This window comes from Sphingosinicella terrae, from assembly GCF_003347635.1.
Taxonomy (GTDB): domain Bacteria; phylum Pseudomonadota; class Alphaproteobacteria; order Sphingomonadales; family Sphingomonadaceae; genus Allosphingosinicella; species Allosphingosinicella terrae.
The window spans coordinates 257495-282972 of sequence record NZ_QDFY01000003.1; the positions used below are offsets into that span (position 1 = coordinate 257495).

At 68.5% G+C, this 25478-nt stretch carries 27 protein-coding genes, 1 tRNA gene and 1 pseudogene; 17 read left to right on the top strand and 12 right to left on the bottom strand.

Translation table 11 applies throughout. From position 1 onward, the window contains the following. Positions 1-114: 114 nt before the first annotated feature. The gene (locus DDE10_RS09445; protein ID WP_114952511.1) at positions 115-945 is read left to right on the top strand and encodes a class II glutamine amidotransferase; all 831 of its coding nucleotides are present in this window, start codon (positions 115-117) and stop codon (positions 943-945) included. 145 nt (positions 946-1090) lie between these two features. On the opposite strand, the gene DDE10_RS09450 is transcribed toward DDE10_RS09445, so the two are convergent. Beyond that, positions 1091-1657, bottom strand: a complete 567-nt coding sequence (locus tag DDE10_RS09450; protein ID WP_162806518.1) for a hypothetical protein — start codon at positions 1655-1657, stop codon at positions 1091-1093. Positions 1658-1935: 278 nt separating this feature from the next. Here DDE10_RS09450 and DDE10_RS09455 point away from each other — a divergent pair, with 278 nt between their 5' ends. The 5 genes from DDE10_RS09455 (at position 1936) to DDE10_RS09475 (ending at position 5799) form a co-directional block, all read left to right on the top strand. Next, a complete protein-coding gene (locus DDE10_RS09455; protein ID WP_114952513.1) occupies positions 1936-2502 on the top strand; it encodes a DUF1993 domain-containing protein in 567 nt (188 codons plus the stop codon). Between the two features lie 283 nt (positions 2503-2785). Next, a complete protein-coding gene (locus DDE10_RS09460; protein ID WP_114952514.1) occupies positions 2786-3316 on the top strand; it encodes a GNAT family N-acetyltransferase in 531 nt (176 codons plus the stop codon). Beyond that, positions 3313-4074, top strand: coding sequence for an SDR family oxidoreductase (locus DDE10_RS09465; RefSeq protein ID WP_114952515.1), 762 nt, complete (start codon positions 3313-3315; stop codon positions 4072-4074). Before DDE10_RS09460 ends, DDE10_RS09465 begins: the two co-directional genes overlap by 4 nt. 335 nt (positions 4075-4409) lie before the next feature. Further along, positions 4410-5222, top strand: coding sequence for a helix-turn-helix transcriptional regulator (locus DDE10_RS09470; protein WP_162806519.1), 813 nt, complete (start codon positions 4410-4412; stop codon positions 5220-5222). A gap of 10 nt (positions 5223-5232) precedes the next feature. Further along, the gene (locus DDE10_RS09475) at positions 5233-5799 is read left to right on the top strand and encodes a dihydrofolate reductase family protein (RefSeq protein WP_162806520.1); all 567 of its coding nucleotides are present in this window, start codon (positions 5233-5235) and stop codon (positions 5797-5799) included. A gap of 262 nt (positions 5800-6061) precedes the next feature. Here DDE10_RS09475 and DDE10_RS09480 read toward each other — a convergent pair whose 3' ends face one another. The 5 genes from DDE10_RS09480 to DDE10_RS09500 all read right to left on the bottom strand — a co-directional run bounded on the left by DDE10_RS09480 (position 6062) and on the right by DDE10_RS09500 (position 12425). Continuing rightward, positions 6062-6466 carry a hypothetical protein gene (locus DDE10_RS09480; RefSeq protein ID WP_114952518.1) on the bottom strand — a complete coding sequence of 135 codons (405 nt, stop codon included), beginning with the start codon at positions 6464-6466 and terminating at the stop codon, positions 6062-6064. Positions 6467-6963: 497 nt separating this feature from the next. Next, positions 6964-7656 carry an NnrU family protein gene (locus DDE10_RS09485; RefSeq protein ID WP_114952519.1) on the bottom strand — a complete coding sequence of 231 codons (693 nt, stop codon included), beginning with the start codon at positions 7654-7656 and terminating at the stop codon, positions 6964-6966. Positions 7657-7690: 34 nt separating this feature from the next. Further along, positions 7691-9049 carry an amidohydrolase family protein gene (locus tag DDE10_RS09490; protein ID WP_114952679.1) on the bottom strand — a complete coding sequence of 453 codons (1359 nt, stop codon included), beginning with the start codon at positions 9047-9049 and terminating at the stop codon, positions 7691-7693. 59 nt (positions 9050-9108) lie between these two features. Beyond that, the gene (locus DDE10_RS09495) at positions 9109-10515 is read right to left on the bottom strand and encodes an amidohydrolase (protein WP_114952520.1); all 1407 of its coding nucleotides are present in this window, start codon (positions 10513-10515) and stop codon (positions 9109-9111) included. Continuing rightward, entirely contained in the window at positions 10512-12425 is a 1914-nt protein-coding gene (locus tag DDE10_RS09500; RefSeq protein ID WP_284734551.1) for a peptide MFS transporter, read from the bottom strand. The genes DDE10_RS09495 and DDE10_RS09500 overlap by 4 nt, the downstream gene beginning before the upstream one ends. A gap of 187 nt (positions 12426-12612) precedes the next feature. On the opposite strand from DDE10_RS09500, the gene DDE10_RS09505 reads away from it, so the two are divergent. After that, positions 12613-13191, top strand: coding sequence for a nitroreductase family protein (locus DDE10_RS09505; RefSeq protein WP_114952521.1), 579 nt, complete (start codon positions 12613-12615; stop codon positions 13189-13191). Positions 13192-13213: 22 nt separating this feature from the next. On the opposite strand, the gene DDE10_RS09510 is transcribed toward DDE10_RS09505, so the two are convergent. Both DDE10_RS09510 and DDE10_RS09520 read right to left on the bottom strand, forming a co-directional pair. Next, entirely contained in the window at positions 13214-14674 is a 1461-nt protein-coding gene (locus DDE10_RS09510; protein WP_114952522.1) for a sigma-54-dependent transcriptional regulator, read from the bottom strand. Between the two features lie 84 nt (positions 14675-14758). Continuing rightward, positions 14759-16311, bottom strand: a pseudogene (locus DDE10_RS09520) (flavin monoamine oxidase family protein). A gap of 128 nt (positions 16312-16439) precedes the next feature. Here DDE10_RS09520 and DDE10_RS23430 point away from each other — a divergent pair. The 7 genes from DDE10_RS23430 to DDE10_RS09555 all read left to right on the top strand — a co-directional run bounded on the left by DDE10_RS23430 (position 16440) and on the right by DDE10_RS09555 (position 20889). Further along, positions 16440-16574, top strand: coding sequence for an aa3-type cytochrome c oxidase subunit IV (locus DDE10_RS23430; protein WP_162806521.1), 135 nt, complete (start codon positions 16440-16442; stop codon positions 16572-16574). Between the two features lie 16 nt (positions 16575-16590). Next, on the top strand, positions 16591-17718 hold the full coding sequence (locus tag DDE10_RS09530) for a Re/Si-specific NAD(P)(+) transhydrogenase subunit alpha (RefSeq protein WP_114952525.1): 1128 nt from the start codon (positions 16591-16593) through the stop codon (positions 17716-17718). Continuing rightward, entirely contained in the window at positions 17715-18107 is a 393-nt protein-coding gene (locus DDE10_RS09535) for a hypothetical protein (protein WP_114952526.1), read from the top strand. Before DDE10_RS09530 ends, DDE10_RS09535 begins: the two co-directional genes overlap by 4 nt. Further along, the gene (locus DDE10_RS09540) at positions 18104-18499 is read left to right on the top strand and encodes a hypothetical protein (RefSeq protein WP_114952527.1); all 396 of its coding nucleotides are present in this window, start codon (positions 18104-18106) and stop codon (positions 18497-18499) included. Before DDE10_RS09535 ends, DDE10_RS09540 begins: the two co-directional genes overlap by 4 nt. Positions 18500-18667: 168 nt before the next feature. Beyond that, the gene (locus DDE10_RS09545) at positions 18668-19051 is read left to right on the top strand and encodes an endonuclease domain-containing protein (protein WP_114952528.1); all 384 of its coding nucleotides are present in this window, start codon (positions 18668-18670) and stop codon (positions 19049-19051) included. Between the two features lie 18 nt (positions 19052-19069). Then, a complete protein-coding gene (locus DDE10_RS09550; protein WP_114952529.1) occupies positions 19070-19351 on the top strand; it encodes a proton-translocating transhydrogenase family protein in 282 nt (93 codons plus the stop codon). 56 nt (positions 19352-19407) lie between these two features. After that, complete coding sequence (locus DDE10_RS09555) at positions 19408-20889, top strand: NAD(P)(+) transhydrogenase (Re/Si-specific) subunit beta (RefSeq protein WP_114952530.1); 1482 nt, start codon at positions 19408-19410, stop codon at positions 20887-20889. A gap of 18 nt (positions 20890-20907) precedes the next feature. On the opposite strand, the gene DDE10_RS09560 is transcribed toward DDE10_RS09555, so the two are convergent. After that, positions 20908-20983: transfer RNA gene (locus DDE10_RS09560), tRNA-Val, on the bottom strand. 204 nt (positions 20984-21187) lie between these two features. Beyond that, complete coding sequence (locus DDE10_RS09565; RefSeq protein ID WP_114952531.1) at positions 21188-21751, bottom strand: helix-turn-helix domain-containing protein; 564 nt, start codon at positions 21749-21751, stop codon at positions 21188-21190. A 105-nt stretch (positions 21752-21856) separates the two neighbouring features. On the opposite strand from DDE10_RS09565, the gene DDE10_RS09570 reads away from it, so the two are divergent. Together DDE10_RS09570 and DDE10_RS09575 are read left to right on the top strand one after the other, a co-directional pair. Next, positions 21857-22342: a metallophosphoesterase family protein gene (locus DDE10_RS09570; RefSeq protein ID WP_114952532.1), complete on the top strand. Its 486-nt coding sequence runs from the start codon at positions 21857-21859 to the stop codon at positions 22340-22342. 100 nt (positions 22343-22442) lie between these two features. Continuing rightward, entirely contained in the window at positions 22443-23825 is a 1383-nt protein-coding gene (locus DDE10_RS09575; protein WP_114952533.1) for a DUF418 domain-containing protein, read from the top strand. Here the strand turns inward: DDE10_RS09575 and DDE10_RS09580 are convergent. Both DDE10_RS09580 and DDE10_RS09585 read right to left on the bottom strand, forming a co-directional pair. After that, positions 23801-24334: an SRPBCC family protein gene (locus DDE10_RS09580; RefSeq protein WP_284734552.1), complete on the bottom strand. Its 534-nt coding sequence runs from the start codon at positions 24332-24334 to the stop codon at positions 23801-23803. The two genes, DDE10_RS09575 and DDE10_RS09580, sit on opposite strands and share 25 nt — an antisense overlap. Continuing rightward, complete coding sequence (locus DDE10_RS09585) at positions 24334-24645, bottom strand: ArsR/SmtB family transcription factor (RefSeq protein WP_114952535.1); 312 nt, start codon at positions 24643-24645, stop codon at positions 24334-24336. The genes DDE10_RS09580 and DDE10_RS09585 overlap by 1 nt, the downstream gene beginning before the upstream one ends. A gap of 117 nt (positions 24646-24762) precedes the next feature. Between DDE10_RS09585 and DDE10_RS09590 the strand changes: the two genes are divergently transcribed. Next, a complete protein-coding gene (locus DDE10_RS09590; protein WP_114952536.1) occupies positions 24763-25449 on the top strand; it encodes a glutathione S-transferase family protein in 687 nt (228 codons plus the stop codon). Positions 25450-25478 lie beyond the last annotated feature (29 nt).

Here is a 25478-nt window from a genome sequence, read left to right on the forward strand (position 1 = left end):
CAGGGGCGGCGCGATCGCCGCCACATACGCGGCGTGCGGAACATCGACCCGTGCGGCCGGCTGTGGCAGGAAACGCGCATTCGGGCGTGGTCGAAGACAGGGGGGCAGACTGAAATGTGCCGGTGGCTCGTCTATTCCGGAAGTCCGGTTCCACTCGAGGCGTTCCTTTACCAGCCCGAGCATTCGCTCATCGACCAGAGCCTCAACGCCAAGCTCGGCACGCACACCACCAACGGCGATGGCTTCGGCGTCGGCTGGTATGGCCAGGAAGACGAGCCGGCGCTCTACAAGGGCATCAACCCGGCCTGGAACGACCAGAATCTGCGCGAGCTTTCCCGCCACATCCGGTCGGGCATGATCTTCGCCCATATCCGGGCCTCGACCGGCACGCCGGTCCAGCACACCAACTGCCATCCCTTCCGGCACGGCCGCTGGCTGTGGATGCACAACGGGCAGATAGAGCGCTTTTCCGAGGTCAAGCGCGAGCTGGTGCTGGCCGTCGAGCCCGGCCTCTATCCGCACATCAAGGGATCGAGCGACACCGAGATCTTCTTCTTCCTCGCTCTGACCTTCGGTCTCGAGCAGGATCCGCCGGCGGCGGTGGCGCGCGCGGTCGGCTTCATCGAGCAGGTCTGCGCCCGGCACGGCATCGCCCATCCGGTGCGGATGAGCGTGGCGGCCAGCGACGGCCGCGGCGCCTGGGCCTTTCGCTATTCGAGCGAGGGGATCCCGCCCTCCCTTTATTATTCGACGAAGGTGTCGACGCTGCGCGAGCAGCTTCCCGACATCTCCATCTTCCGCACCCTCTCCGACGAATCGCGCCTGATCGTCTCCGAGCCGCTCGGCGAGCTGGCCGGAGCCTGGAACGAGGTCCCGCCCTCCACCTTCGCGGCGATCGTGTCGGGCGAGAGCGATCTCCATCCGTTCGCGCCGCTGCCGGCCTGAGAAAGGCACGGCCATTCGGCGCGGAAGGGCTTCGCCCCGGGCTTGATCCCCGCATAACGGTGACAGGGCACTTGGTGTGGAGCCCCGGCCCGCCGGACGCGGACGGCCTCGCCTCGCGCTCGAGACAGTGCGCTGGCCCCTCTGACTAGTGCGCCTGCCGCCGGAATCGATTCTCCGACGGCTGCGCAGGGACCGCCTCCGGGTCGTCGATCCAGATGATCGGGAAAGCGGCAAAGCGGATAGGACCGTCCGGGTCGGTCCAGATGCTGTCGAAGAGCGTCGATTGCTCGGTCGGGAACGAGTATGGCCCGCAGGAACGGCCTGCCACGGATCTCGCGGCCCCGATCTGCCAGGCCCGCAATCCGCAGCCTCCCCCTTCGCGATTGTAGATTTCCACCACCGACGGATCCTGCGGCGTCAAGGTGACGGAGAGCGCCCGGTGACGGAGCGAGGTCCGGTCGCCGAGAGCCTGCAGGTGTATGACACGACCCTCATAGTCGACCCTGAAGGTGGGCGTGTCGCAGGAATTTCGAGCGTAGACTTGAGAGCGGGCCTCGATCCGGTCGCGGTCGAACCTGATCGTCGTAATATATCCGTGCCGACCGCCTTGGCCGATCGGCAGACAGTCGGACACCCAGCTCCCATCCAGTTGTGCGGCAGCTCCCGGCCGAACGGCGCCTTCGAGAGAGGCGATGGCCAGATGCATCGTCAACAGCGCCCATCCCAGCATGTGTCGGTCCTCCGCGGCTCGTTCCTCGACCTGCCGGGCGCGAGGCTGGAGACGCGCGAGGCGCGTGTCCACCCCGGAGCCGTCAATGACGATGGCTGCGCAGTCTCTGAGCATCCGCTGCAGCGCGATCGGCTCTCTGGGATGCCGGCCCGGCGCAGGACGCACAAGGCGGTTGGACCGATCGCCGCGGCGTGGCACGGACGCCCTGCATCGTCGGTGGTCCGATACGCCTGCCCGGATGCTTTCAGGAGAACGCCCCCGTGACCTTGCCCGATCTTCTCGTCCCCACTTACGTGCAGATGCTCGGTGCGCTCTCAGCGTGGTTGGCCAAGGCCGAGGCGCAAAGGCCGGACGGCGCTGCCGACGCGCTCATGCTCGCGCGCCTCGCGCCCGACATGTTCCCTCTCGCCACGCAGGTCCGCTTCGCCTGCGTCCAGGCGCAGGAGGGCCTGTTCCGCCTTCACGGCCGGCCATTCCCGGAATCGGTCGAAATCCTGCTCGACGAGGGGCGCAGCGCCGCCGATTGCCCGGGCACGGTCGCCGACGCCCGCGCTCGGGTCGCCGAGACCTTGGCGATCGTCGAGGCCGAAGCGGCGGCCATGCCGGAGGTCGATCCGGCGGCGCCCATCGCCCATGCCCTGCCCCGGGGCATGATCTTCGATCTCACCGCCGAGCAATATGTCCGCGACTGGGCGCTGCCCCAATTCTACTTCCACGTGATGGCCGCCTACGCGATCCTGCGCGCCGAGGGCGTCGAGCTCGGCAAGGCCGATTACGTCGCCCACATGTTCGCCTATCTGCGTCCCGACACCCCGCCTGCAGCCTAGCCGCGGCGCTTCGATGCCGGTGCGCCGCCAGCACTGGTGCGCGCCCCGTCCTTGACGAGTCGGCCTGCGCTTGCCGCCGGATCGGCTGGCAGGGAAGTGCCCTGTCGCCGACGTCCGGGTTGGCCCGGGAGGGCTGGATCACTCTCCTGCCCATGCCGGGTCGCTGCCGCGACCACGCGCGACGCCGGCCCGGCCTTCCTGGTTCGATCGGCGGTTACTCGCGCCTTTCCGATTACCTGCGAAGGAATGGAAGCTCGGGGGCAGGGTCGTCCATGCCCTCCACATGGATGAGCCTGAACCCCCCGCGTCGCATGCCCTGATATTTCGACCCGTCGTCGAAGGCGACTGGCCTGCGCTGACGGCGATCCTCCGCCAGGCGACCGCGGCGCGCGACGCGCTGACATATGACGCGGAGCTCACCGATAGCCAGCTCAGGGAACTATGGGGCGCGTCGCAGAGGGTGCTAGTCGCGCAAGCGCCTGATGGAGCCATTGCCGCGACGGCGAAAATCGGTCGCAATCAGGGTGGTCCCGGCGATCATGTGGCGACGGCCAGCTTCGTCGTTGCCCCGGCCTGGAGGCGCCGAGGGGTTGGCCGGCAGCTTTGCCGCCACGTCCTCGCCTGGACGAGAGACGCGGGCTTCGCCGCCATCCAGTTCAATGCCGTTGTGGCCAGCAACGTCGCGGCTGTGAATTTATGGCAGTCCGAGGGCTTCCAGATTGTCGGCCGCGTGCCGCATGCCTTTTGCCATCCTCGTCTCGGCTTCGTCGACCTCCTCGTCATGCACTGTGAGATATCGGAGGGTCGACAATGAGCGCAGCTCCGAGCCGCACCGCGATCGTCACGGGCGGAGCGCGAGGCATAGGCGCCGGCATTGTCGCCCGTCTCGCGCGCAATGGGATGTCCGTGGCCGCCATAGACCTCGATGTCGACGCCTTGACCGACAGCCTCGAACGGTTGCGCGCAGGGGGCGCTAAGGCGATCGCGCTCAAGGCAGACGTCACCGATGAATGTGCCGCAAGGAACGCCGTCAGTGAAGTCGCGCAGCGGCTTGGTCCGCCGGTGATCCTTGTAAACAATGCCGGCGTCGCCCGTGACGTGGACCTCGAGATCATGGCCATTGAGGATTGGGACGCGGTTCACCGCGTGCACCTGAGAGGCGCCTTCTTGATGACCCAGGCCGCCATTCCGTTCATGAGAGCCGAGAAATGGGGCCGGATCATCCAGATCTCGAGCATATCGGCCCAGGGCCACGCGGGTCGGGCAAATTACTGTGCCGCCAAATCCGGGATGCACGGCTTCGTCAAGTCGCTTGCCATCGAGCTCGGAATGCACGGCATCACCGCCAACGCTGTGGCTCCGGGCCTGATCGTGACGAGAATGACCGATGCGACCGCCGCCCGTCGAGGCCTGTCTCTCCACGAGCATCTGGCCGACGCGACCCTGCGCATCCCGGTGCGCCGGCCCGGAAAGCCGGAAGACGTCGCCGCACTCGTGGCTTTCCTGGCAGGGGAGGAATCCGGATTCGTGTCGGGGCAGGTCATCTATGTCGCCGGCGGGCCGCACGACTGATCGAACAGCCATTCTCGACGCCGCATTCTCCAGCGGATGAAGCCCTGACTGCCGTTGCACGGGCACGACGTTTGTGAAGCCGGTCCAGCTTCTCGGCATTCGACCGTCTCCGTTACCCACGAGGTTATCGACCGGCTTCAGCGGCGACCGCTATCGAGATCAGGACAATTGAAGCGCGGAAACCTGCGAGGACGACAAGACGGTGGAGTGCTGAGCGGCGCGGAAACGCGGCGGTGCGAAGCGGATGATCCCGCCACTCGATCGATCATCGCCTTCCAGGCACGTTCGTCCCGCGAAGGCCGGGACCCGGTGATTTGCGAAGAAGGATCGACATCTTGACCAGAACCCTTTGCGATATCCTGCGCCACGCGCGAGTCCAGGCTCGGATCAGTCAGATGGAACTCGCCCTGCGGCTCGGCTATTCGACCCGTCACATCAGCTTCGTGGAGACGGGCCGGGCCCATCCGGGGCGCAATCTCGTGACCGATTGGCTGCACGAGACCGGCGCTCCCGACTCCCTGAGAAGCGCCGCCCTGCTGCAGGCGGGTTACGCGCACGGCGACAAGGTGCCGAGCGCGGAGCCTCAGTTCTGGGCCCAGGAAAGCGTCAATCAACGGTCGCTGGCCGCGTTGCTCGCCGTGCACGACCCTTTCCCGGCGCTGATCCTCGATTGCGAATGGCGGATCATCGATGCCAATCCCGGCTTCGTCAGCCTTGTCGGCACCTTGTTGCCAGATTTTGCGGCCGAGCACGGCGTCGGCGGCGGCACGGACTACATCGACCTCCTTGGCAGCTCCTCCGGACTGGGGGCGCGGCTCGCCGACGGCGGGTCGGCCATGGCCGCCTTGCTTGTCCAGCTGCGCCTGGAGGAGTGGGCCAATCCCGCCCTGAAGCCTCGGGTCGACTTGTTCGAGCAGAGAGTGGCGCATCTCATCCTCGACAGTCCACCGGCGGATCCTGCCGATCAACCACTCGAGCTGGTTTTCGACTCTGAGCGATCGTCACTTCGTTTCTACAGGTTCCAGACTGTGTTCGGTCTGCCGCAGGACATAACCTCATCCTATTGTCGCGCCGAAACCTGGTATCCGACGGACGACATTACTCGAAAATGCATGACGAAATCTGGTCCTGAGTTGATCAATGAATAGGAGTTCCAACATGAAGAAGATCATCGCATCGCAATATCTGTCGCTGGACGGAGTTTTGGAAGATCCCGTCGGAATGGAGAGCTCCGGCCTCGGAAACTGGACCGGTCCCTATTCTCGGGGCGAGAAGGGCGACGCTTTCAAGCATGCCGAGCTCTTTGCCTGCGAATCCCTGCTTCTCGGGCGCCGGACCTATGACGGATTCGCTGCCGTATGGCCGACGATCGACGACGAGGCCGGCTTCGCGAAGCAGATCAACGCGATGCCGAAACATGTCGTCTCGACGACGCTGAAGACGGCCGAGTGGAACAACACGACTATCATCGATTCGGACGTCGTTGCCCGCGTCAAGGCGCTCAAGTCGGAGCCGGGCGGGGACATGCTGGTCTATGGAAGCGGGATGCTCCTGCACACGCTGATGCGCGCCGGCCTGGTCGATCGATACAATCTCATGATCTACCCGACCGTGCTCGGCCGCGGCATCCGGTTATTCCCCGACGACTGGAAGGAGCAGCTCACCTTGGACGAATGCACCGAGTTCGGCTCGGGCATCGTCTCCCTCCGTTACTCGGCTTGCTAGCGGGCGGTCGGGGCGAGGATCTCGGGGCCTCCGTTGATGGGCCCTGCCGCGCCTCAACGCCTGATTGTTGGCCGTCCAAACGATCCGGCGCGTCCAGGGGAGGGCCACCTCGGCAAGGCCGATGACGTCGCCCACCTGTTCGCCTGTTCGCGTCACCCATGTCCACGGTCTGGTCGCGGCGCTCGATGCCGCTTCGGAGGTGGTGGTGGACAGGCGCGGCTGAAGCGATCTCCATCCGCCGGTCGCGCGCCCGGCCGGTTGCTCAATAATCGTCCCATTCGCAGGGTATCTCGGCGAGCTTCTCCTCCGCCGTCTTGGCCCGCGCCTCCGCCTTGGGGCGCGGCGTCGCCGCCGCCTTCGCCGTGCCGGCGCGGAGCTGGCTCTTCTTCTGCGCCGCCTTCGCCCAGGCCGGCGTCCGCCAGATCAGCGCGCCCTTGACCGGCGGCAGCTCCTCGGGCTGCGGCGCCGGCTCGATCGGCTGGCGCGGCAGCAGCTTGGGGAAGATCTTCGTCCAGTAGAGCGCCTCGTTGGCCTCGCTCTTCTCCACCCACTTCACCAGCCCATCGACGCCGCCCAGTTTCTCGAACGCCTCGAGGATCGCCGCCTTCGCCTCGTTGGTGAGCCTGTTGCGCGCCCCCTTGGGCCGCCCGCGCTGTGCCTTGGCCATGCTCTGTCCTTTCGATGTTGATGGAGTGGGCAGGGGCGCCTTTCCGGTACCGGCGGTGCGCGAGGACGCCCCGCATGATCCCACGCGAAGCCGCGAAGACGCGAAGTCGAGCGCGCCCCCATTCGCCCGCGCCCCCTCATTCGTCATCCTGGCGCACGCCGGGATCTCACTTTTCTGCAGAAAGTCAGAGATCCCAGCTTCCGCTGGGATGACGTGAGAGAAAGTCGAGACGCCCTTCGCGTCTCCGCGCCTTCGCGTGGCATCAGCTCTAAGATCGAGCCGCACGAGAGCGGCCGCAGGCGCGCACCGGAACCGCCCCAACAACGCACGCACCCTTCGCCCGCCTTCGGGAATCCCCGGGCGCAATACTCACCTGTACCATTTCGGAAACAAGCACAAAACGGGAACAAAGTCAAGCCTGCCGCCGCCGGTTCGCGGCCACGCCAATAGAATCGATTATTTTATTCCCGCGCTCGGTTGAGGGGCCGCCCGCCGACTCAGTCGAGCAGCAGCGCCAGCGGCGAGACCAGGGGTACGTGCAGCTCGGTCGCCACCGCCCAGAGCAGCAGGCCGCCGAACAAAGCACCCCAGCCGGGAAAGGAGGCGCGCCAGGAGGCTCTGCCCTGGAGCAGCGCCGCGAACGGCACGAACGAGGTCCGTGCCTGCCATTCCCGCCACGGCTCGCCGATCAGCCGCGCCTTCTTGCGATCCTGGCCGATCGATCCGGCGAAGGCGAGGATCAGGATGCCGATCGCGACGATCAGGTTGCGCGCGCTCCACGAGATCGACAGGTGGACCAGCGCCCACAGCATGAAGCTCCAGTTCATCGGATGGCGGGTGATCGCGAATACCCGCCGCGGCGGCGGGATCGCGCGGGGCGGCGCGCCGGGATGGGGCAGGGCCGGATTGCCGATCAGGGATCCGACCAGCAGGATGCTCGCGGCGAGCATGATCAGGGAGGCGATCGGCCACCACCAGAGCGGCGCCGTCCAGTGCGGCGTCGAATCCGGGCTCGCCCGCCAGGCGATCACCATCCAGGCGAAGGTGGCGAGCGAGACGAGCGAATAGAGGCCGAGGAAGACGCGCTCGCCGAGCCGGCCGACGAGACCGGGGCGCAGCGGGTGCGACATGATCAGGTGCCCGCCGACGAAGGCGGCGGTCGCCAGCGCGAGGCTGACGACCGGGTTCACCGGGCGGCCGCTCCGATCTCGCGCCCGCCGGTCCTCACCGGTCGTAGGCGTGCGGGAGCGCGCCCTCCTGCGGCTGGCGATAGCGGTCGCGAAGCCGGGTCTGCCGGTTCTCCAGGCTCTGCTGGACGCCGTCGATCCAGACCGCCTCGACCGCGGTGGCGAGCTCGAGCGGGTCGCCGTCCCAGATGACGACGTCGCCCCGGCGGCCGGGGCGAAGCGAGCCGATCTCCTCGCCGAGGCCGATCGCCTCGGCCGGCCGCGAGGTGATCGCGGCGAAGGCCTCGTTCCAGCTGAGGCCGCTATGGCCCGGGACGCGGCCGATGCCCACCAGATTGCCGGCATATTGGGTCGACACCCTGATCTGGCGCGCTTCGTCGTCGTTGATCATCCCGATCGAGACATGGACCCCGGCCGCCCGCATCCGGCCGATATTGGATTGGGTCGCGGCGAGCTGCTCGAAGCTCGCCGGAAGGTCGGTGAGCGCATTGGCGATGACGGGCACGTCCGCCGCCGCGATCCGGTCCGCCACCCGCCATCCCTCGGCGGCACCGACCAGCACCAGCCGCAGCCGCGGGAATTCGCGCTTGAGCGCCAGCGTCTGGAGGATGTCGCTGGCGCGCTCGACGTGGACGAGGAGGAGCTGGCGGCCCTGCAGCACCGGCACCAGGGCCGCCGCGTCGAAGCGGGTGAGCAGCACGTCCTCCGGCCGCCGCGCATCGGGCAGGATGTACGGATTCTCGGTGATGTCCTCGATCGGCGCATCGGCCGCCGAGGAGCCGCGCTGGCTGCTGCTGCCGATGGGAAGCCGGAGGTCGCGCGCTTCCCGCATCGCGTTGCGCAGCAGCGCATAAGCGGAGGCGCGGCTGCCGCCGGCGTCCTGGGCCCCGGCCTCGCCCAGCTCGATGAACTGGAAGGCGCGGGCCCGGGTGACCGGCTGCATGTCGGCGCCGAGGTCGATGACCGCGCCCTGGCCGCCGAAGATGCTCCGCCCGGTCGCCGGCGAGACGATCGCCCGGGTGACGCCGGCCGCCCGGTTGACGGCGATCGAGGCCGCCTGCGGGTTGATCGCCGGCACCACGTCGATCGCCGCGCTGAACGGCGAGTTGTTGGCCTGGACGTCGTTGGTCGCGTCGACGGCGTCGACCTCGGTGAGGCCGATCCGGGAGAAGCCGGCGACGATCCCCGGCGTCACCCATTTGCCGCTGGCGTCGATCACCGTCGCGCCCGCCGGCACGGCGACGCCGGCGCCCGCTGCGGCGACGCGGCCGTCGCGGATGACGACGGTGCCGCCGTCGATCGGATCGGAGCCGTCGCCGAGCACCACCCGGCCGCCGGTGATCGCCACCGTCTGCGCCGCCGCCGGCAGGGCGGCAAGCGCCGCGATGGCCGCCATCAGCAGGCCGACTTGTCCGCCGAAGCCTTGGCGGAGGCGGAAGCCTTGGCGAAGGCCGATCATTTCACGTCTCCCTCGCCCGGCTGGCCGAGCTCGAAATCGGATACCGGCCGCAGCCTCGGATCGTTCATGTCGTACAGGAGGGCGCCGTCGATCCACACCTGCTGCGGGCGGGTATAGACACTGAACGGATGGCCGTTCCACAGCACGACGTCGGCGCGCTTGCCGGGGCGCAGGCTGCCGGTCTCGTCCTCGATGCCGAGCGCCCGCGCCGGATTGATGCCGAGCCAGCGCCAGGCGACCTCGTCGGAGATGTCGATGCCCATCCGGCGGCCGTCGGCGAGCGCCTTGGCCGCCTCCTGGTTGAGCCGCTGGATGCCGTTCGAATCGTCGGAATGGACGATGGCGCAGGCGCCGGCATTGTGGACCAGCGGGATATTCTCGTTGACCGCGTCATAGGCTTCCATCTTGAAGCCCCACCAGTCGGACCACATCGCCGCGCAGGTGCCATTGTCCTCGAGCAGGTCGGCGATCTTGTAGGCCTCGACCGCGTGGTGGAAGGTCGAGATGCGGAAGCCGAACTCGCGCGCCATGTCGAGCATCAGCGCCATCTCGTCGGCGCGGTAGCAATGGTTGTGGACCAGGATGTCGCCTTCGAGCGCCCCGGCCAGGGTCTCCAGCGCCATGTCGCGGGCGGTGTTCGGCTCGCGCCGGCGCCGGTCGCGATACTCGGCGGCGCGCTGCCAGGTCTGCCGCATCAGCGCGATATTGCCCATCCGGGTCTGCGGCATCTGGTTGCGGCCGCCATAGACGCGCTTGGGATTCTCGCCGCAGGCGATCTTGAGGCCGCGCGGCGCGCCGGGGAAGCGCATCGCCTGCACCGTCCGGGCGGGCACGTTGCGCAAGGTGACGCCGCGGCCGCCGAACAGGTTGGCCGATCCGGGGAGCACCTGCAGGGTGGTGACGCCGCCATTGGCGAGCGCGCGCGAGAAGCCCGGATCCTGCGGCCAGACGCTGTGCTCGGCCCACACTTCCGGGCGCACCGGGCTGGTGATCTCGTTGCCGTCCGAATGGGCCTCGACGCCGGGGCTCGGATAGTCGCCGAGATGGGAATGGACGTCGATCACGCCGGGCGTGACCCAGCGGCCGGCGCCGTCGATGCGGGTCGCCCCTTCCGGCACCGGCGTGTCGGCGCCGCCGACCGCCTGGATGCGGCCGTCGGCGAGGACGATGGTGCCATTGTCGATCCGCCCGCCCTCGCCGTCGAAGATGGTCGCGCCGGTGATCGCCGTCACCACACCGGGATAGGCGCGATAGGTCGAAGGATAGGGGTCGTCCGAGGCCGAGCGTGGGGCGTCGGCGCCCGTCTGCGTCGAGGAGGTGGAGGCGGGCCTCTCCGTCCCCTGGCCGGCGCATCCGGCCAGGAGCGCGGCGGCGCAGGCCACCGTCGACCAACCTGATTTCATCGGTTGCCCCCGTTCGTGTCGTCGCCGCGAGCGCGGTTCGGGTCGTGCTCCAGCCCCGCGGCGTCGGCCTTGGTCTCGTTTCCGGTATAGGTGCCGGCTGCGTCACGCTCGACCAGCTGCGCCTCGCCGGCCATCACGTTGCGCTGGCCGCCGCCACGATCCTTGCCGAGCGTCTCGAGATGCATGCCGCGCTTGAGCCATGGCGACAGAATCATCAGCAGCAGGCCGATGCCGACGCCGACCGCACCGATCGTGAAGAAGACGTTCGAATAGGTGGCGAGCTGTGCCGACGGGTCGGTGACGACGCCGCCGACCGTCTCGCTCGACGTTGCCTGAGCGACGAGGCCCGCCAGGGTATGGGCAAGTGCCGAGGCGAGGAACCAGACGCCCATCATCAGGCCGACGATCCGGGGGACCGACAGCTTGGTGATCATGCTCAGGCCGACCGGGGAGAGGCAGATCTCACCGGTCGTGTGGAGCAGGTAGGCGAGGAACAGCCAGACCAGCGGCACGCGATAATCCGGGCCGGCGAAATAGGTGATGCCGACGACGAGCACGAGGAAGCCCAGGCCGGCCTGGACGATTCCGAGGCCGAACTTGAGCGGCGTGGAAGGCTCCAGGTTGCGCCGGCCGAGCCATCCCCACAGCGCCGCGAACAATGGGGCGAGCAGGACGATCAGGCCCGGATTGAAGAAGTTGGTCTGGGCTGCGGTCATGCGCAGGTCGCCGGCGATGGTGAGATCGCTGTTGCGGTCGGCGTAAAGCGTCATCGAGCTGCCCGCCTGCTCGAACAGGGTCCAAAACAGGACTGTGAAGATGATGAGCACGAGCGCGACGATCATCCGCGAGCGTTCGGCACCGCGCAGCGCCACCGCCGACCAGATCAGCATGCCGGCGAAGATGGCCGGCGCCGCGATCGTGAGGACGGTGGTGACGATCTCGTCGCGCTGCACCAGGAACCAGGCCGGCAGCAGCATCAGCAGGCCGGCGACATAGATCGTCCATTCGATGTTGAGGCCGATCGCGCTGCGCTGCTTGAGCACCTCGGGACGCGGCGGCTCGGCCTTGCCGAGAAGGTGCTTCTGGCCGGCGAGGAAGGTGATCAGGCCCAACAGCATGCCGAAGCCGGCGAGGCCGAAACCGTAGGCCCAGCCGTAGCGAATGCCGAGATAGCCGCAGCCCAGCGTCGCCAGCACCGAGCCGAGATTGATGCCCATGTAGAAGATGGTGAAGCCGCGGTCTCGCCTTGGATCGTCAGCGGCGTAGAGCGAGCCGACGATCGTCGAGATATTGGCCTTGAGGAAGCCGACGCCGACGATGATCAGCGACAGCGAGAAGAACAGGATCTGGACGTAGAGCGGATCCTGCACGATCCGCGTCTCGAAGGCGCCGGTCGGAACCGCGGAGGGCAGACCCACGCTGGCAGGATCGGACAAGGTCATGCCCTCGCCGGAGAAGTTGAGTGCCGAGCGTGCGCCGGCGCCGTTGGTCAGGAAAAGCTGGCGGTCCTCGCCGCGGCCCTCGGTGATCACCTCGTAGCTGCTGCCCGCGACATCGACATATTGGCGCGAGCCCGACCCTTCGAACGCCATGCCGAAATGGCCGAGCACGAGCAGCACCGCGCCGACCGTGACCGCCTTGCGCGATCCCAGATAACGATCGGCGATGAGGCCGCCGAGCACCGGCATCAGGTAGACCAGCGAGGCATAAGCGGCGTACAGCCCCTGCGCCTCGTTGTCGGCGAACAGGAAATGCTGCGTGAGATAGAGGACCAGCAACGCCCGCATGCCGTAGAAGGAGAAGCGCTCCCACATCTCGGCGAAGAAGAGGACCGCGAGGCCCTTCGGATGACCGAAGAAGCTTCGGTCGTCTGACGGCTTGCTGCGGTCGGGATAGGCTGCTGATGCCACGGGCAGACTCCATGGTGAGGGTTAGCGGACCGAGCGGTCGGCGATTGCGTGGGCGGCACCCTAATGCCTTGGTCGCGCTTGTGAAGCGGATTGTTGACCGCCTCCGGCGCTGCTAGCGGCAGGACCCGAAACCGACCGGCGTCGCCGCCAGTTCGTCACTCGGCTCGAGCCGCAGCGAAGGATGACCATGTTCAACGACCGCTCCTCGGCGCTCGAACTCCTGAAGACGCGCCGCTCGGGTCGGCCCCGCGACTTGGTCGCGCCCGGCCCCGGTGCGGAGGAGCTTCGCCAGATCCTCGAGATCGCGGCTCGTTCTCCCGATCACGGCAAGCTCCAGCCCTGGCGGTTCGTCCATGTTCCCCGCAATCGCCGCGAGGCCTTGGCGGCGCTGCTGCAGCGCGCCTACCGGATCGACAATCCTCGGCCCGGCCGTCTCGAGGTCGAGGCGACGGACCGGTTTGCGATGCAGGCGCCCGAACTCGTCGTCGCCTTGTTCAGCCCGAAGCCGAGCCCGAAAATCCCGCTCTGGGAGCAGCAGCTCTCCTGCGGCGCGGCCTGCATGAACCTGCTGCTTGCCGCCCACGCGATGGGCTATGCCGCCGGCTGGGTGACCGGCTGGGCGGCCTATTCCGACATCGTCCGCGACGCCTTCGGCGCCGAACCGGAACGCATCGCCGGCTTCATCTTCCTCGGCACGCCCGGCAGCGAGCTGGAGGAGCGCCTGCGGCCGAGCTACGAGGACGTGGTCGGCGAGTGGCAGGGGTGATCGGACCCGGAAGCGAAACGCCTCAGGCGGCGACGTCGCCGATGCCGAGTTCGCCGAGCTTGCGGTAGAGGGTCGACCGGCCGATCCCGAGCCGGCGCGCGACCTCGGTCATGCGGCCGCGATAATGGCCAATGGCGAGGCGGATGACGTCGGCTTCGATATCCTCGAGGGGACGCAGGTTGCCGTCGCTCTGGTAGAGCGTGACGCCGGGGCCGTGCTCGAGTGCGGCTGTCGCCGACTGCCCATCGAGGCGCTTGGCATGATAGTCGTCCGCCCGTCGGCCATAGGTCGCCTCGGCGGCGATCTGCGGGAAGTCGTCGGCGGTGAGCGCGTCGCCCTCGCACAGCACGGCGGCGCGGAACAGGGCGTTCTGGAGCTGCCGGACATTGCCCGGCCAGCCATAGGACATCAGCACCGACAAGGCGTCGTCGGTGATCGACAGGTAGTGCATGCCCGGCTGCTCGGCGATGCGCGAGAGCAGGTGGCGAGCGAGCGCCGGCAGGTCGCTGATCCGGTCGCGCAGCGGCGGGACCGGAACGTGGACCACGTTCAGCCGGTAGTAGAGATCCTCGCGGAAACGGCCCGCCGCGACCTCGTCGGCCAGCCGGCGGTTGGTGGCGGCGATGATCCGGACGTCGACGGTCTGGGTGATCCGGCTGCCGACGCGCTGGATCTCGCCGGTCTCGAGCGCGCGCAGCAGCTTGACCTGCGTGTCGAGCGGCAGCTCGCCGATCTCGTCGAGGAACAGGGTCGATCCGTCGGCGTCCTCGAACCGGCCGACATGGCGGTCGAAGGCACCGGTGAAGCTGCCTTTCTCATGGCCGAACAGCACCGAGTCGACGAGATTCTCGGGAATCGCACCGCAATTGACGGTGTGGAGCGGCTTCTTGCCGCGCGGGGAGGCGGCGTGGATCGCCTGGGCGACGATCTCCTTGCCGGAGCCGCTTTCCCCTTCGATCAGCACCGAGACGCGGGCGCGCGCGGCCTTGGCCGCCACCGCGAGCGCGGCGCGGAAATTGGGAGCGGAGCCGACGATTTCCTCGAAACCGAGCACCTTGCCGATCTTCTCGGACAGCGGCCGCAGCTCGCCGCCGCGCCGGCGGCGGTCGGTGGCGGCGTCCAAGGCGGCGAGCAGCCGGTCCGGCGCGATCGGCTTGACCAGGAAATCGCTGGCGCCGGCCCGCATCGCGTCGACCGCGACGGCGACCGAGGTTTGGGCGGTGAGGACGAGCAGGGGAATTTCCGGCTTGAGCTCGCGCAGCTGGCGGATCAGCGCGCTGCCCTCCTCGCCGGGAAGCCAGTGGTCGAGCAGGATGGCGTCGAACTTCGGCTCCTGCGGGTCGGCGAACATGGTCTCGGCGGCTTCGAGGTCGTTGGCGCCGCGCACCCACCAGCCGGCTCGGGCGCCGATCGCGGTGATCAGGCGGCGCTGTGCCGGTTCGTCGTCGATCAGCAGCAGGCAGCGTGTCGGATCGGGCCGCATCTGTATCCCTCGTCCTGAAGAGGGACTCGTCCTAGCCCGAAGGGGGTAAAGGCCGGCTTAAGGCAGTGACGGGGAAGTCACGCGCTAGGCGGCGATCGCGGTCTGCCGTGACAGCAGAGCTTCCGCCGCGAGCCGGCCGGTCTGAAGCGCACCGTTCATGTAGCCGGGCCAGGCATCGGAGAGCCATTCGCCGGCGAGCAGGATCGGCCCTGCCGCGGCCGGCCGCCTTTCTCCCTCCTCCTCGACGGCGAGCAGGCTGCCGAAGCGGCTGAGCTGGCCTGGCCGGAAATTCGCATAGGCGCCCTGGGTCAGCGGATCGTCGCACCAGCGCGTGCGCCGGGTGCGGCCGTTCGGATCGGGCAGGTCCGGATAGACCGCGCGCGCGGCGCCGTGAAGCGCTCGGCGAGCCGCCGAGTCTCGACGTCGGCGGCCTCGCGCACCTGGTCGCCGCCGAGAAAGTAGCAGAGCGCCCCCGAGCCGCCCGCCGGCACCTGCGAGGCGGCGTCCCAGATGGCGGAGAAGCCGTCGGCCGCCCAGACCGCGCCGGCAAAGCCGGTGGAATGGCGCCAGGGCTGCGAATCATATCCGACGATGAGCTTCTCGTTCCGTCCGGGGCGGACCTCGTCGATCATCGCCCGCGCGAGCGGGGGCAGGACACCTTCGATCCGGATCGCCTTGAGCAGCGGCGCCGGCAGCGCGAGGACGACCTGGTCGGCCTGCGCCGTACGGCCGTCGGCGAAGGTCAGCCGCATGCCTGCCGGCCCGGCGGCGATCCCGGCCACGGTCGCGCCGAGGTGGATCTGCTGCCGATGCTCGTGCGCGAGCGCCGCGGCGATCTGGCCGGTGCCGCCGTCGATGAGATAGCGTTCGTCCGACAGGCTGATCCGGCTGACTCGCTCGCCGTCGACCGTCGGCAGGTTGAACAGCAGCTCGAGGGCCGAGGCCTCGTTGGGCTCGGCGCCATATTCGGTGCGGACGGTGGCTTCGATCGCGTCGCGGGCGTCGCCGGGGGCGAGGCCGTGGCGGTCGAGATAGTCCTGCACCGAAAGCGCGTCGATCTCCGCCGCGACCCCGGCATAGTCGGCGTCGAGCCGGTCCGAATCGGCGGTGATGGCCGCGGCGATCCCGCGCAGCGCCTGCGCCAGAGCCGCTTCGTCGACGGGTCTGCCGCCGCGGCCGATCTGGACCTCGTGATGAGGGCCGTGTGCCCGCCGGTCGACCAGGGGAAGGTCGAAGCGCCGGACCATCGCCAGCACGTCGGCATGGTCGCTGTTCACGAGCTGCGCCCCCTCGTCGAAGGCATAATCGGGGGCGAACACGCCGCGGACGCTGCGGGTGCGGCCGCCGGCCGCCGTTCGTGCCTCGTAGAGCACGGCCTCGGCGCCGTTCCGGCGCAGCACGTCCAGGGCCGACAGGCCGGCGAGCCCGCCGCCGACGACGGCGACGCGCAGGGGCGAACGCGCGAATGCCGGCCAGCGCGGCCAGGCGGCCGCGGCGAGGCCGCCGCCGAGCGCGGCCAGGACGCGGCGCCGGGTGATTCCGTCGGCGCCGGTCCGGGCGGGCGCTGCGCCGGCCTTGGACAGATTGATCGCGCGCGCCCGGTCGAGCGCCCTCCAGACCTGTCCGGTCCCCCGCATCGGCTCTCCCTCCCGTTCCGTCCCCGTCACGAGCGTATCGCATGGCGCGTCGCGGCGCTACGCATTGCCGCCTTGCCCGGTCAGGGGGCAGGTTGGTAAGGGGGGCGTCGAACAGGGAAGGAGTTTCCATGGCAGCCGACGAGGCCGAACGCGCCGTGCGTTCGCATCAGAACAGCTACAATCTCTTTATCGCACTGATGAAATATGGGACGATTATCAGCGTCATCATCGCTTTTATCGTCATCCTGATCATTCGAAACTGACGGGGGAGGCGGGGGGATGAAGATCGCGGTGCTCAAGGAAGCGGAATCCGGGGAGCGCCGCGTGGCCGCCACGCCCGACACGGTGAAGAAGCTCGCCGGATTGGGGGCGACCCTCGCCGTCGAGGCCGGCGCCGGTGCCGGGGCCAATATCGCGGACGCGGATTACGAGGCGGCCGGCGCCAAGGTGGGCGGCCGCGCGGAGGTGCTCGGCGATGCCGACATCGCGCTCGTCGTCCAGGGTCCCGATCCGGCGGCGCTCAACGGCGTGAAGCCAGGCCTCATCCTCGTCGGCGCGCTCAATCCCTTCGGCCGACGCGACCGGATCGACGCTTACGCGTCCTCGGGGATCGAGGCATTGGCGATGGAGTTCGCGCCGCGCATCACCCGCGCCCAGTCGATGGATATCCTTTCCAGCCAGGCCAACCTCTCCGGCTACAAGGCGGTGCTCGACGCCGCCGCCGAATATGGCCGGGCGTTTCCGATGATGATGACCGCCGCCGGCACCATTCCGGCGGCGCGGCTGTTCGTCATGGGCGTCGGCGTCGCCGGGCTCCAGGCGATCGCCACCGCGCGGCGGCTCGGCGCGGTCGTCTCCGCGACCGACGTTCGCTCCGCCACCAAGGAGCAGATCCTCAGCCTCGGCGCGAAGCCGATCTTCGTCGAGAACGTCGCGGGGATCGAAGGCGAGGGCGCCGGCGGCTACGCTACCGAGATGTCGGAGGAGTATAAGAAGGCGCAGGCCGATTTGGTCTCCAGCCACATCGCCAAGCAGGACGTGGTGATCACCACCGCCCTGATCCCGGGCCGGCCGGCGCCGCGGCTGATCTCGGACGCGCAGCTCGCCACGATGCGGCCGGGCAGCGTCGTCGTCGACCTCGCGGTCGAGCAGGGCGGCAATGTCGAGGGCGCCGTCGCCGGCGAGATCGTCGAGCGGCACGGCGTCCGGATCATCGGCCACCGCAACGTACCGAGCCGCCTCGCCGCCGACGCCTCCTCGCTCTACGCGCGCAACCTCTACAATTTCCTCAGCGCCTTCTGGGACGCGGAAGGCAAGAAGCTCGCGCTCCCCGACGACGACGAGATCGTCAAGGGCGTCCGGCTGACCCGCGGCGGCCAGGTCGTCAGCGAGAGGCTGCTGGGGTGAGGCTGGCGACGGCCGGGCTCGTTTCCGCGGCCGTGCTGAGCGCGCCGGGATGCGGCTCGGGCCCGGCGCCGGCGAAGCGCGACGGCGCGGTCGAGCGGGCGAGCTTCCGCAGCCTCGCGGCGCGCCAGTTCCTGGCGACCTGCCCCGGCGGCGCGTCGCGGCCGGAAACCCTCGAGCAGGAAGCGCGGCTCGAGGCGCTGAAGGGGCTCGCCGCGGGCAAGGATCTCGATCACGCCGTCTGGGTCGGCGAGAATCGCTGGAACGGCCTGGCCCGTTATTCCGACCGCGAGCCGTGCCGGCCCGGCGAGCCGGCCTATCGCGACGCGCTCGCCGCCTTCAGCGGCGCGCTCGACGCGCTGGCGCAGACGATCGCGGAGGCGCCGCAATGAGGACCGCCGTCGCGCTCGCCTCGGCCCTGCTCGCGGCGGGCTGCACCGCCTCGGACTATCCGCCGGCGGCCGGATGGAGCCGGGCGCCGGACCTTTCGGCTTATTCGGCCATGGTCCTTTACGGCGGCATTGCCCGCGAGCAGGCGATGCTCTGCGGCGGCTTCAGCCCGGCCTCGGTCGATCGCCACTGGCAGGACGATTTCGGCGGGCGGGAGGCGGCTGTGGAGGCGGCATTGGTCGGGCGGCACGGCGCCGCCGCGGTCGAGCGCGCCGAATCCGAAGCGGTCGCGACCCGGACGGTGCCGTGTCCCGATGTCCCCGATCTTCGCTGGCGCGTCCACTATGCGAGGCTGCTGCGGCTCCTCGAAGTCCGGACGGGGCTACGGGGATGACGCCGCCCTCCCTAATCCTCCCCGTCGAGGGGAGGGGGACCGCCCGTAGGGCGGTGGAGGGGTGTCAGCTTTGGATGATTCGCGGCGGGGGGCGGTGCGCGTGGAAACGCTGACACCCCTCCACCAGGCTTCGCCTGGTCCCCCTCCCCTCGAAGGGGAGGATTCAGGGTGCTGAACGGGACTCGAGAGACGATCGAGCGGGCCCGGGAGCTGCGCCGCAGCATGTCGCTCCCGGAGGTCCTGCTCTGGCAGGAGCTTCGCAAGCGGCCGGCGGGTCTCAAGTTTCGCAGACAGCAGGCGGCGGGCAGGAACGTTACCGATTTCTTCTGCCACGCCGCCAGTCTGATCATCGAGGTGGACGGTGACATCCATAATTTCGGCGACCAGCCTGACCGTGATGCCGCCCGGGACACCGCCTTCGGCCGCCGCGGCCTCACCGTCCTTCGCATCCCCGCTCACGAGGTGCTCGACAACCACGACGGCGTGATCAAACACATTGTTGCGGCCGCGCATCAAACCGTCCACACCGTCATGCGAAGGCGCAGCCGCTAGCGCCGCCAGGGAGGCTCCATGGACTTCATCTCGATCCTGTCGATCTTCGTCCTGTCCTGCTTCGTCGGCTATTACGTCGTCTGGTCGGTGACGCCGGCGCTGCACACGCCGCTCATGTCGGTGACCAACGCCATCTCGTCGGTGATCGTCGTCGGCGCGCTGATCGCGGCCGGCGCGTCGGGAGCGCCGGGAGCGAAATGGCTCGGGCTCCTCGGCGTGGTGCTCGCCAGCATCAACATCTTCGGTGGCTTCGCGGTCACCGAACGGATGCTGGCCATGTACAAGAAGAAGGAACGCTAGGGCTGAGGCGCCCGGGCGGATGGGGCTTCAAGGCAAATTAGGGGGAGCATTCGTACATGCATGAGACCATCGCCGCGCCGGCCTGGGTGATGCTTGCCTATCTGATCGCAGGGGTCTGCTTCATCCTGGCGTTGAGGGGGCTTTCGAGCCCGGCAAGCTCCCAGCGCGGAAACCGGCTGGGCATGCTCGGCATGACGATCGCGGTCGTGACCACCTTGCTGGTCTACGCGCCCATGCGATCGGCGAGCGATTGTCCGCCGGGCGAGCTCGGCTTGTGCAGCGAGGCGATGTCCGTCGACTGGGCGAGCTTCGGCTGGGTGATCGGCGCGATCGCGCTGGGCGCCGTCATCGGCATCGTGACGGCCCGCCGCATCGCGATGACGGCGATGCCGCAGCTCGTCGCCGCCTTCCACAGCCTGGTCGGCCTCGCCGCGGTGCTGGTCGGCGCCGCCGCCTTCCTGAACCCGATCGCCTTCGGCATCGCCGACGCGGCCGGATCGATCTACTTCAACAGCCGGCTGGAGATGGGCCTCGGCGTCGCGATCGGCGCCGTCACCTTCTCCGGATCGGTGATCGCCTTCCTCAAATTGAACGGCAACATGTCGGGCAAGCCGATCATGCTGCCCGGCCGGCACGTGCTCAATTTCGGCATCCTGTTCGCCATCCTGGCGCTGATCGCCTATTTCACCCAGGACCAGAGCCCCTGGATCTTCTGGACCGTCACCGGCCTGGCCTTCGCCGTCGGCTTCCTCCTGATCATCCCGATCGGCGGCGCGGACATGCCGGTCGTCATCTCGATGCTCAATTCCTATTCGGGATGGGCCGCGGCGGCGATGGGCTTCACCCTGCAGAACAGCGCGATGATCATCACCGGCGCGCTGGTCGGCAGCTCCGGCGCGATCCTCTCCTACATCATGTGCCGGGCGATGAACCGCAACTTCCTGTCGGTCATCGCCGGCGGCTTCGGCGGCGACGCGGCGGCGGCCGGCGCCGAGGCGGCGATCGACCGGCCGTGGAAGCGCGGCTCGGCCGAAGATGCCGGCTTCCTGATGAAGCAGGCCGAGCTGGTCATCATCGTCCCCGGCTACGGCATGGCCGTCGCCCAGGCCCAGCATGCCGTGCGCGAGCTCGCCGACCTGCTCAAGGAGGAAGGCGTCGCCGTCAAATATGCGATCCATCCGGTCGCGGGGCGCATGCCCGGCCACATGAACGTCCTCCTCGCGGAAGCGAACGTCCCCTATGACGAGGTGTTCGAGCTCGAGGACATCAATTCGGAATTCGCCCGCGCCGACGTCGCCTTCGTCATCGGCGCCAACGACGTCACCAACCCGTCCGCCAAGAGCGACAAGAGCTCGCCCATCTACGGCATGCCGGTGCTCGACGTGGAGAAGGCGAAGACGGTGCTGTTCGTGAAGCGGTCGATGGGCGGCGTCGGTTATGCCGGCATCGACAACGAGCTCTTCTACCGCGACAACACGATGATGCTGCTCGGCGACGGCAAGAAGATGGCCGAGGAGATCGTCAAGTCTCTGGGCTGATGCGGAAGAACGGGAATCTGGTGGGCGCTGACGGTCTCGAACCGCCGACCTTCTCGGTGTAAGCGAGACGCTCTACCAACTGAGCTAAGCGCCCGACCAGCCGTGACGGACCCCTGCCAGCTTCGCGGCGGAGGGGCAAGGGCGGGCGCGTTCAGACACTGATCCAGCCGAGCAGCAGCAGGATCAGGACGGTGCCGAGCGCGGTGACCAGAAGGGAGCCGGCGCAGCCGAGGCGGTTCGAGAAGAACAGGAACATGAGCCGCAAAACGCCCGTCGGCCGGATTGGCCGCGTGGCGGCTCACAAGGATCGGATCAGCCGCGTCGCCACCGCCAGCCAGAGCGGCGCCGTCACCACCGTCTGCCGCTGCCCGGTCCCGAGCGGCAGCAAATGGAGCCTCTCGCCTTCGCGGCCGATCAGGCGGCCGAACAGGAAGCGGTCGCCGGGCCGCGGCACGAGCACGTCCCGGTTCAAGGCGCCGGCATATTCGGCGGGGCCGATGCGCCGCAGCCAGATCTCGTCACCGCTGCGATAATCGCCGACCGACGACGCGACGGCGACGGCGACGATCCCGGGCTCGGGCCGAGGGGGAATTGCGACGCTCGCCCGCGGCGGCGCCAGCACCCCGTCATGGCCGAGCAGCGCCGCGACCGGCACGTCCTCGCGGTCCGGAAGCCGGACGAGGTCGGCCGCCGCGACGTCGAGCGCGGCGGCGATCCGGTTGAGCCAGCCGACCGAGACGGTGCGGGTCCCGGTCTCGAGCCGGCCGATCGTCTGCGGCGTCGTCGGCGGCGCGCAGCGGGCGGCCACATCCTGGAGGGTGAGCTTCCGAGCTCGCCGAACCTCGCGAATCCGGGTAATCATAGCTTCCTCCCCGAACCGATATGGTTCCGTATCGCACGCCCCCTTCGTCTGTGCAATCGGCGGCCACGCCCGGGACATAATGGACCTCACCGGCGTTCAGCGGCGATGGCGGTGCTCTTCACCAGCGACACCCATTTCGGCGATCATCGCACCTTGAACATCCACAAGCGACCGTTCGGCTCGGTCGCCGAGATGGACGAGGCGCTGATCGCCGCCTGGAATGCGGCGGTCGGGCCCGGCGACGAGGTCTGGCATCTCGGTGATTTCGCCCGCAAGGGCGAGGCGGCCGAGGGCCTGCTTGCGCGCCTTCAGGGGCGCAAGCATCTCCTGCGCGGCAACAACGATCCGCCGGAGACGGCGGCCGCGGCCGGTTGGGCCGGGGTCGGAGACTATGCCGAGCTCGAGCAGGACGGGCGCAGGCTGGTCCTGTGCCATTATCCCTTCCGCAGCTGGAACGGGCAGCATCGCGGCGCGATCAATCTTCATGGCCATAGTCACGGGCGGCTCAAGCCGCTTCCCCGCCAGTTCGACGTCGGCGTCGACCTGCGGGACTGGCGGCCGGTGACGCTGGCGACGATCCTGGAAGCGTGATCGGTCGCTTGCGCCGCCTTCAAATCGGCGCAAGAAGTCTTGGGGATTTCGGCCGACGCGGCGCGGCCCGTCGGCGGCGGCAGGAGTGGGGGGCGGGAGAATGGCGAGTATCGCCGCGCCGGGCGCGCTTGCGGCGCCGTCGCACGGGCCGGGCCCGGCGAGCGACCGCATCGAGGCGCTCGACTTCGTCAGAGGGGTGGCGGTTTGCGGCATCCTGCTGATGAACATCATCGGCTTCGGACTTCCGGAAGGCCATAACAGCCCGGCCGTCGCCGGCGGCGCCAGCGGCGTCAACCTGTGGACATGGATCATCACCGAGATGGGGTTCGAGGGGACGCAGCGCGCGCTCTTCTCGATGCTGTTCGGCGCCAGCGTCATCCTGCTCACGTCCCGGCTCGAGGCGTCAGGACGCGCGGACGCGACCGACATCTACTTCCGGCGCAATCTCTGGCTCATCGCCTTCGGGCTGGTGAACGCCTTCATCTTCCTCTGGTACGGCGACATCCTCTACGCCTACGGCATCGTCGGCCTGTTCCTGTTCGCCTTTCGCCGGCTCGCGGCACGCTGGCTGATCGGCCTCGGCGTCGCCGCTCTCCTCCTGGGAATCGCCTGGAACGTCCATGACGGCAGCCGGGTGCTGGCGAAGCACGAGGCCCATGAGGCCGCCGCGGCGGCCCGCGATGCCGGCGAGACGCTGACGCCCGCGCAGGAAACGGCGTTGGCCGACTGGGAGGCGACGCGCACCCAGTACGAGCCGCCGCCGGAGAGCGCGCGGGCTTCCACCGAGGCGCGGTCCGGCGGCTATTGGCGCGCCTTCCTCCACACCGCCATGATCAACAGCGTCTGGCAGAGCTGGGGCCTGTACCGCTACTTCTTCGACCTGTTCGGGATGATGCTGATCGGGATGGGACTGTTCCGGGCGGGCGTGCTGACGCTCGAGCGGCCCACCCGCCTCTACGTCGCCCTGCTCGTCATCGGCTACGCAATCGGCCTCGTCGTCAACTATCACGAGACCCGGCTCATCCTCGACCGGCAGTTCGCCGCCGAAGCCTTCGCCCGGGCGAGCTTCACCTACGATCTCGGCCGCCTCGCCATGACTCTCGGCCATCTCGCCGCGCTGCTGCTCTTCGTCCGCTCGGGCATGCTCCCGCTGCTGCGCCGCGCCTTCGCCGCGGTCGGCCAGATGGCCGTCACCAACTATCTCGCCCACTCGGTCGTATGCCTCATCCTGTTCGTCGGCCTGGGCTGGTACAACCAGCTCGAGCGGCACCAGCTCTACCTGGTCGTCCTGGCGATCTGGACGGCGCAGCTGGTCATCAGCCCGCTGTGGCTCAGCCTGTTCCGCTTCGGCCCGGTCGAATGGCTGTGGCGCTACCTCACCTACCTGGACCGGCCGCCTTTCCGGCGCGGCACCGCGATCGCGGCCCCGGCCGCGATCCGGCCCGACGCGCCGCGAAGTCAGTCGGCGGGAATCCTGGACTGATAGTCTCGCTCGAGCTCGGCCTGACGCGACCAGAACGGCCCCGGCTCGCGTCCGGCAAGAACCGCCTCCAGCACGTCGAGATGGAGGTGCCAGCCGCTCGAAACGTCGACCGTCATCGCCCGATCGGGCAGGCGCCGGTGGACAAGGGTGAGCAGGGTCTGGCCGCCGCGCGGCTCGAGCGCCCAGCTGACCTCGGTGGGCGGGCCGGAATCCTCGTGCCAGAGGAAGACGAGGCGGTGTGGGGGATCGGCCTCGACGATCTCGCCGGTGGAGACCATGCCTTCCGCGGGCTTGAACCGGTCCGGCACTTCCTCGCCCGGGCCAAGCTCGGAATTGCGGAAGACGAGCTTCATCGCCCCGCCGGTCCGAAGCTCCATCTCGCCGGCACAGAACCATTTGCGGCGAAGCTCCGACTCGACCAGATATTGCCAGACCCGCTCGACCGGCGCCGGCATCAGCCGCTCGAACCTGACCGCACCCGCCTCGGTGACGATGCCGAAATCGCTCATCATGCTTCTCCTTGTTCCGCCCGAAGCACCGCCTCGAGCTGGTCGAGCCGCTGCTTCCAGTCCTTGCGCACCCGGCCGATCCACATCTCGACCTCGGCCAGCCCGTGCGGGTCGAGGCTGTAGATGCGTCGTGGACCCTCCGCCTGCACCCGGACCAGTCCTGCCTCGCGCAGGGCCTTCAGATGCTGGGACACGGCCGGCGCGCTGAGATCGAAAGACGCCGCCAGCGTGCCCGAGGGCAGGGGACCATCGCCGAGCAACTCCAGCATCCGGCGGCGATTCGGATCGGCCAAGGCGGCGAACGAGTCCATTGCCATTCATTTAAGTTACCACTTAATTAAGTCAACACCTAAATCAAAAGGCGCGTGACGGCCCGGATCCGCCGGTCTATGCCAGTGGCATATCGAAACCGATCAGGGAGATCTGGCATGATCGTCTATGGCTCTTCGCTGTCGCCGTTCGTCCGCAAGGTTCTGGCCTATGCGAGCGAGAAGGGGATCGACCTGGAGGTCAAGTCGATCGCGCTCGGCGCCGCCGACCCGGATTTCCGCGAAGCGAGCCCGTTCGGAAAGATGCCGGGCTTCCGCGACGGCGATTTCGCCATTTCGGATTCGACCGCGATCATCGTCTATCTCGAAGCGATCCGGCCGGAGCCGAACTTGATCCCGACCGAAGCCAAGGCCCGCGCGCGCACCATCTGGTTCGACGAATATGCCGACACCATCCTGAGCGCGTGCGGCGGCAAGATGTTCTTCAACCGGATCGTCGCCCCGCGCTTCCTCGGCATGGCCGGAGACGAGGAAGCGGCGGCCAAGGCCCAGTGCGACGAGCTGCCGCCCCTGCTCGACTATCTCGAGCGGGTGATCCCGGCGAGCGGGTTCCTGGTCGAGGATCGGCTGACGCTAGCCGACCTCGCGGTCGCCAGCCCGTTCGCCAATTTCCAGCACCTCGACGTCGCCATCGATCCCGCCCGCTATCCCAAGGTGACGCGCTACATCGAGACCATCCTGGCCCGTCCGAGCTTCAAGCCCATGATCGAAAGGGAGACGGCCTTTCTCGAACGAACGGCGCCGGCTGCGGCGGCGCCGGCTGCGGCCCCGGCGACGTCCGCCTGATCGTCGACCGGCCTCCTTACGGCGGCGAA

Excerpts from the sequence above, each read along its gene's own strand:
- DDE10_RS09445 (WP_114952511.1), top strand. The coding sequence starts at position 115 with ATGTGCCGGTGGCTCGTCTATTCCGGAAGTCCGGTTCCACTCGAGGCG.
- DDE10_RS09460 (WP_114952514.1), top strand. The coding sequence starts at position 2,786 with ATGGATGAGCCTGAACCCCCCGCGTCGCATGCCCTGATATTTCGACCC.
- DDE10_RS09465 (WP_114952515.1), top strand. The coding sequence starts at position 3,313 with ATGAGCGCAGCTCCGAGCCGCACCGCGATCGTCACGGGCGGAGCGCGA.
- DDE10_RS09475 (WP_162806520.1), top strand. The coding sequence starts at position 5,233 with ATGAAGAAGATCATCGCATCGCAATATCTGTCGCTGGACGGAGTTTTG.
- DDE10_RS09480 (WP_114952518.1), bottom strand. The coding sequence starts at position 6,466 with ATGGCCAAGGCACAGCGCGGGCGGCCCAAGGGGGCGCGCAACAGGCTC.
- DDE10_RS09490 (WP_114952679.1), bottom strand. The coding sequence starts at position 9,049 with ATGGCGGCCATCGCGGCGCTTGCCGCCCTGCCGGCGGCGGCGCAGACG.
- DDE10_RS09495 (WP_114952520.1), bottom strand. The coding sequence starts at position 10,515 with ATGAAATCAGGTTGGTCGACGGTGGCCTGCGCCGCCGCGCTCCTGGCC.
- DDE10_RS09505 (WP_114952521.1), top strand. The coding sequence starts at position 12,613 with ATGTTCAACGACCGCTCCTCGGCGCTCGAACTCCTGAAGACGCGCCGC.
- DDE10_RS09510 (WP_114952522.1), bottom strand. The coding sequence starts at position 14,674 with ATGCGGCCCGATCCGACACGCTGCCTGCTGCTGATCGACGACGAACCG.
- DDE10_RS23430 (WP_162806521.1), top strand. The coding sequence starts at position 16,440 with ATGGCAGCCGACGAGGCCGAACGCGCCGTGCGTTCGCATCAGAACAGC.
- DDE10_RS09530 (WP_114952525.1), top strand. The coding sequence starts at position 16,591 with ATGAAGATCGCGGTGCTCAAGGAAGCGGAATCCGGGGAGCGCCGCGTG.
- DDE10_RS09540 (WP_114952527.1), top strand. The coding sequence starts at position 18,104 with ATGAGGACCGCCGTCGCGCTCGCCTCGGCCCTGCTCGCGGCGGGCTGC.
- DDE10_RS09550 (WP_114952529.1), top strand. The coding sequence starts at position 19,070 with ATGGACTTCATCTCGATCCTGTCGATCTTCGTCCTGTCCTGCTTCGTC.
- DDE10_RS09555 (WP_114952530.1), top strand. The coding sequence starts at position 19,408 with ATGCATGAGACCATCGCCGCGCCGGCCTGGGTGATGCTTGCCTATCTG.
- DDE10_RS09565 (WP_114952531.1), bottom strand. The coding sequence starts at position 21,751 with ATGATTACCCGGATTCGCGAGGTTCGGCGAGCTCGGAAGCTCACCCTC.
- DDE10_RS09570 (WP_114952532.1), top strand. The coding sequence starts at position 21,857 with ATGGCGGTGCTCTTCACCAGCGACACCCATTTCGGCGATCATCGCACC.
- DDE10_RS09575 (WP_114952533.1), top strand. The coding sequence starts at position 22,443 with ATGGCGAGTATCGCCGCGCCGGGCGCGCTTGCGGCGCCGTCGCACGGG.
- DDE10_RS09580 (WP_284734552.1), bottom strand. The coding sequence starts at position 24,334 with ATGAGCGATTTCGGCATCGTCACCGAGGCGGGTGCGGTCAGGTTCGAG.
- DDE10_RS09585 (WP_114952535.1), bottom strand. The coding sequence starts at position 24,645 with ATGGACTCGTTCGCCGCCTTGGCCGATCCGAATCGCCGCCGGATGCTG.
- DDE10_RS09590 (WP_114952536.1), top strand. The coding sequence starts at position 24,763 with ATGATCGTCTATGGCTCTTCGCTGTCGCCGTTCGTCCGCAAGGTTCTG.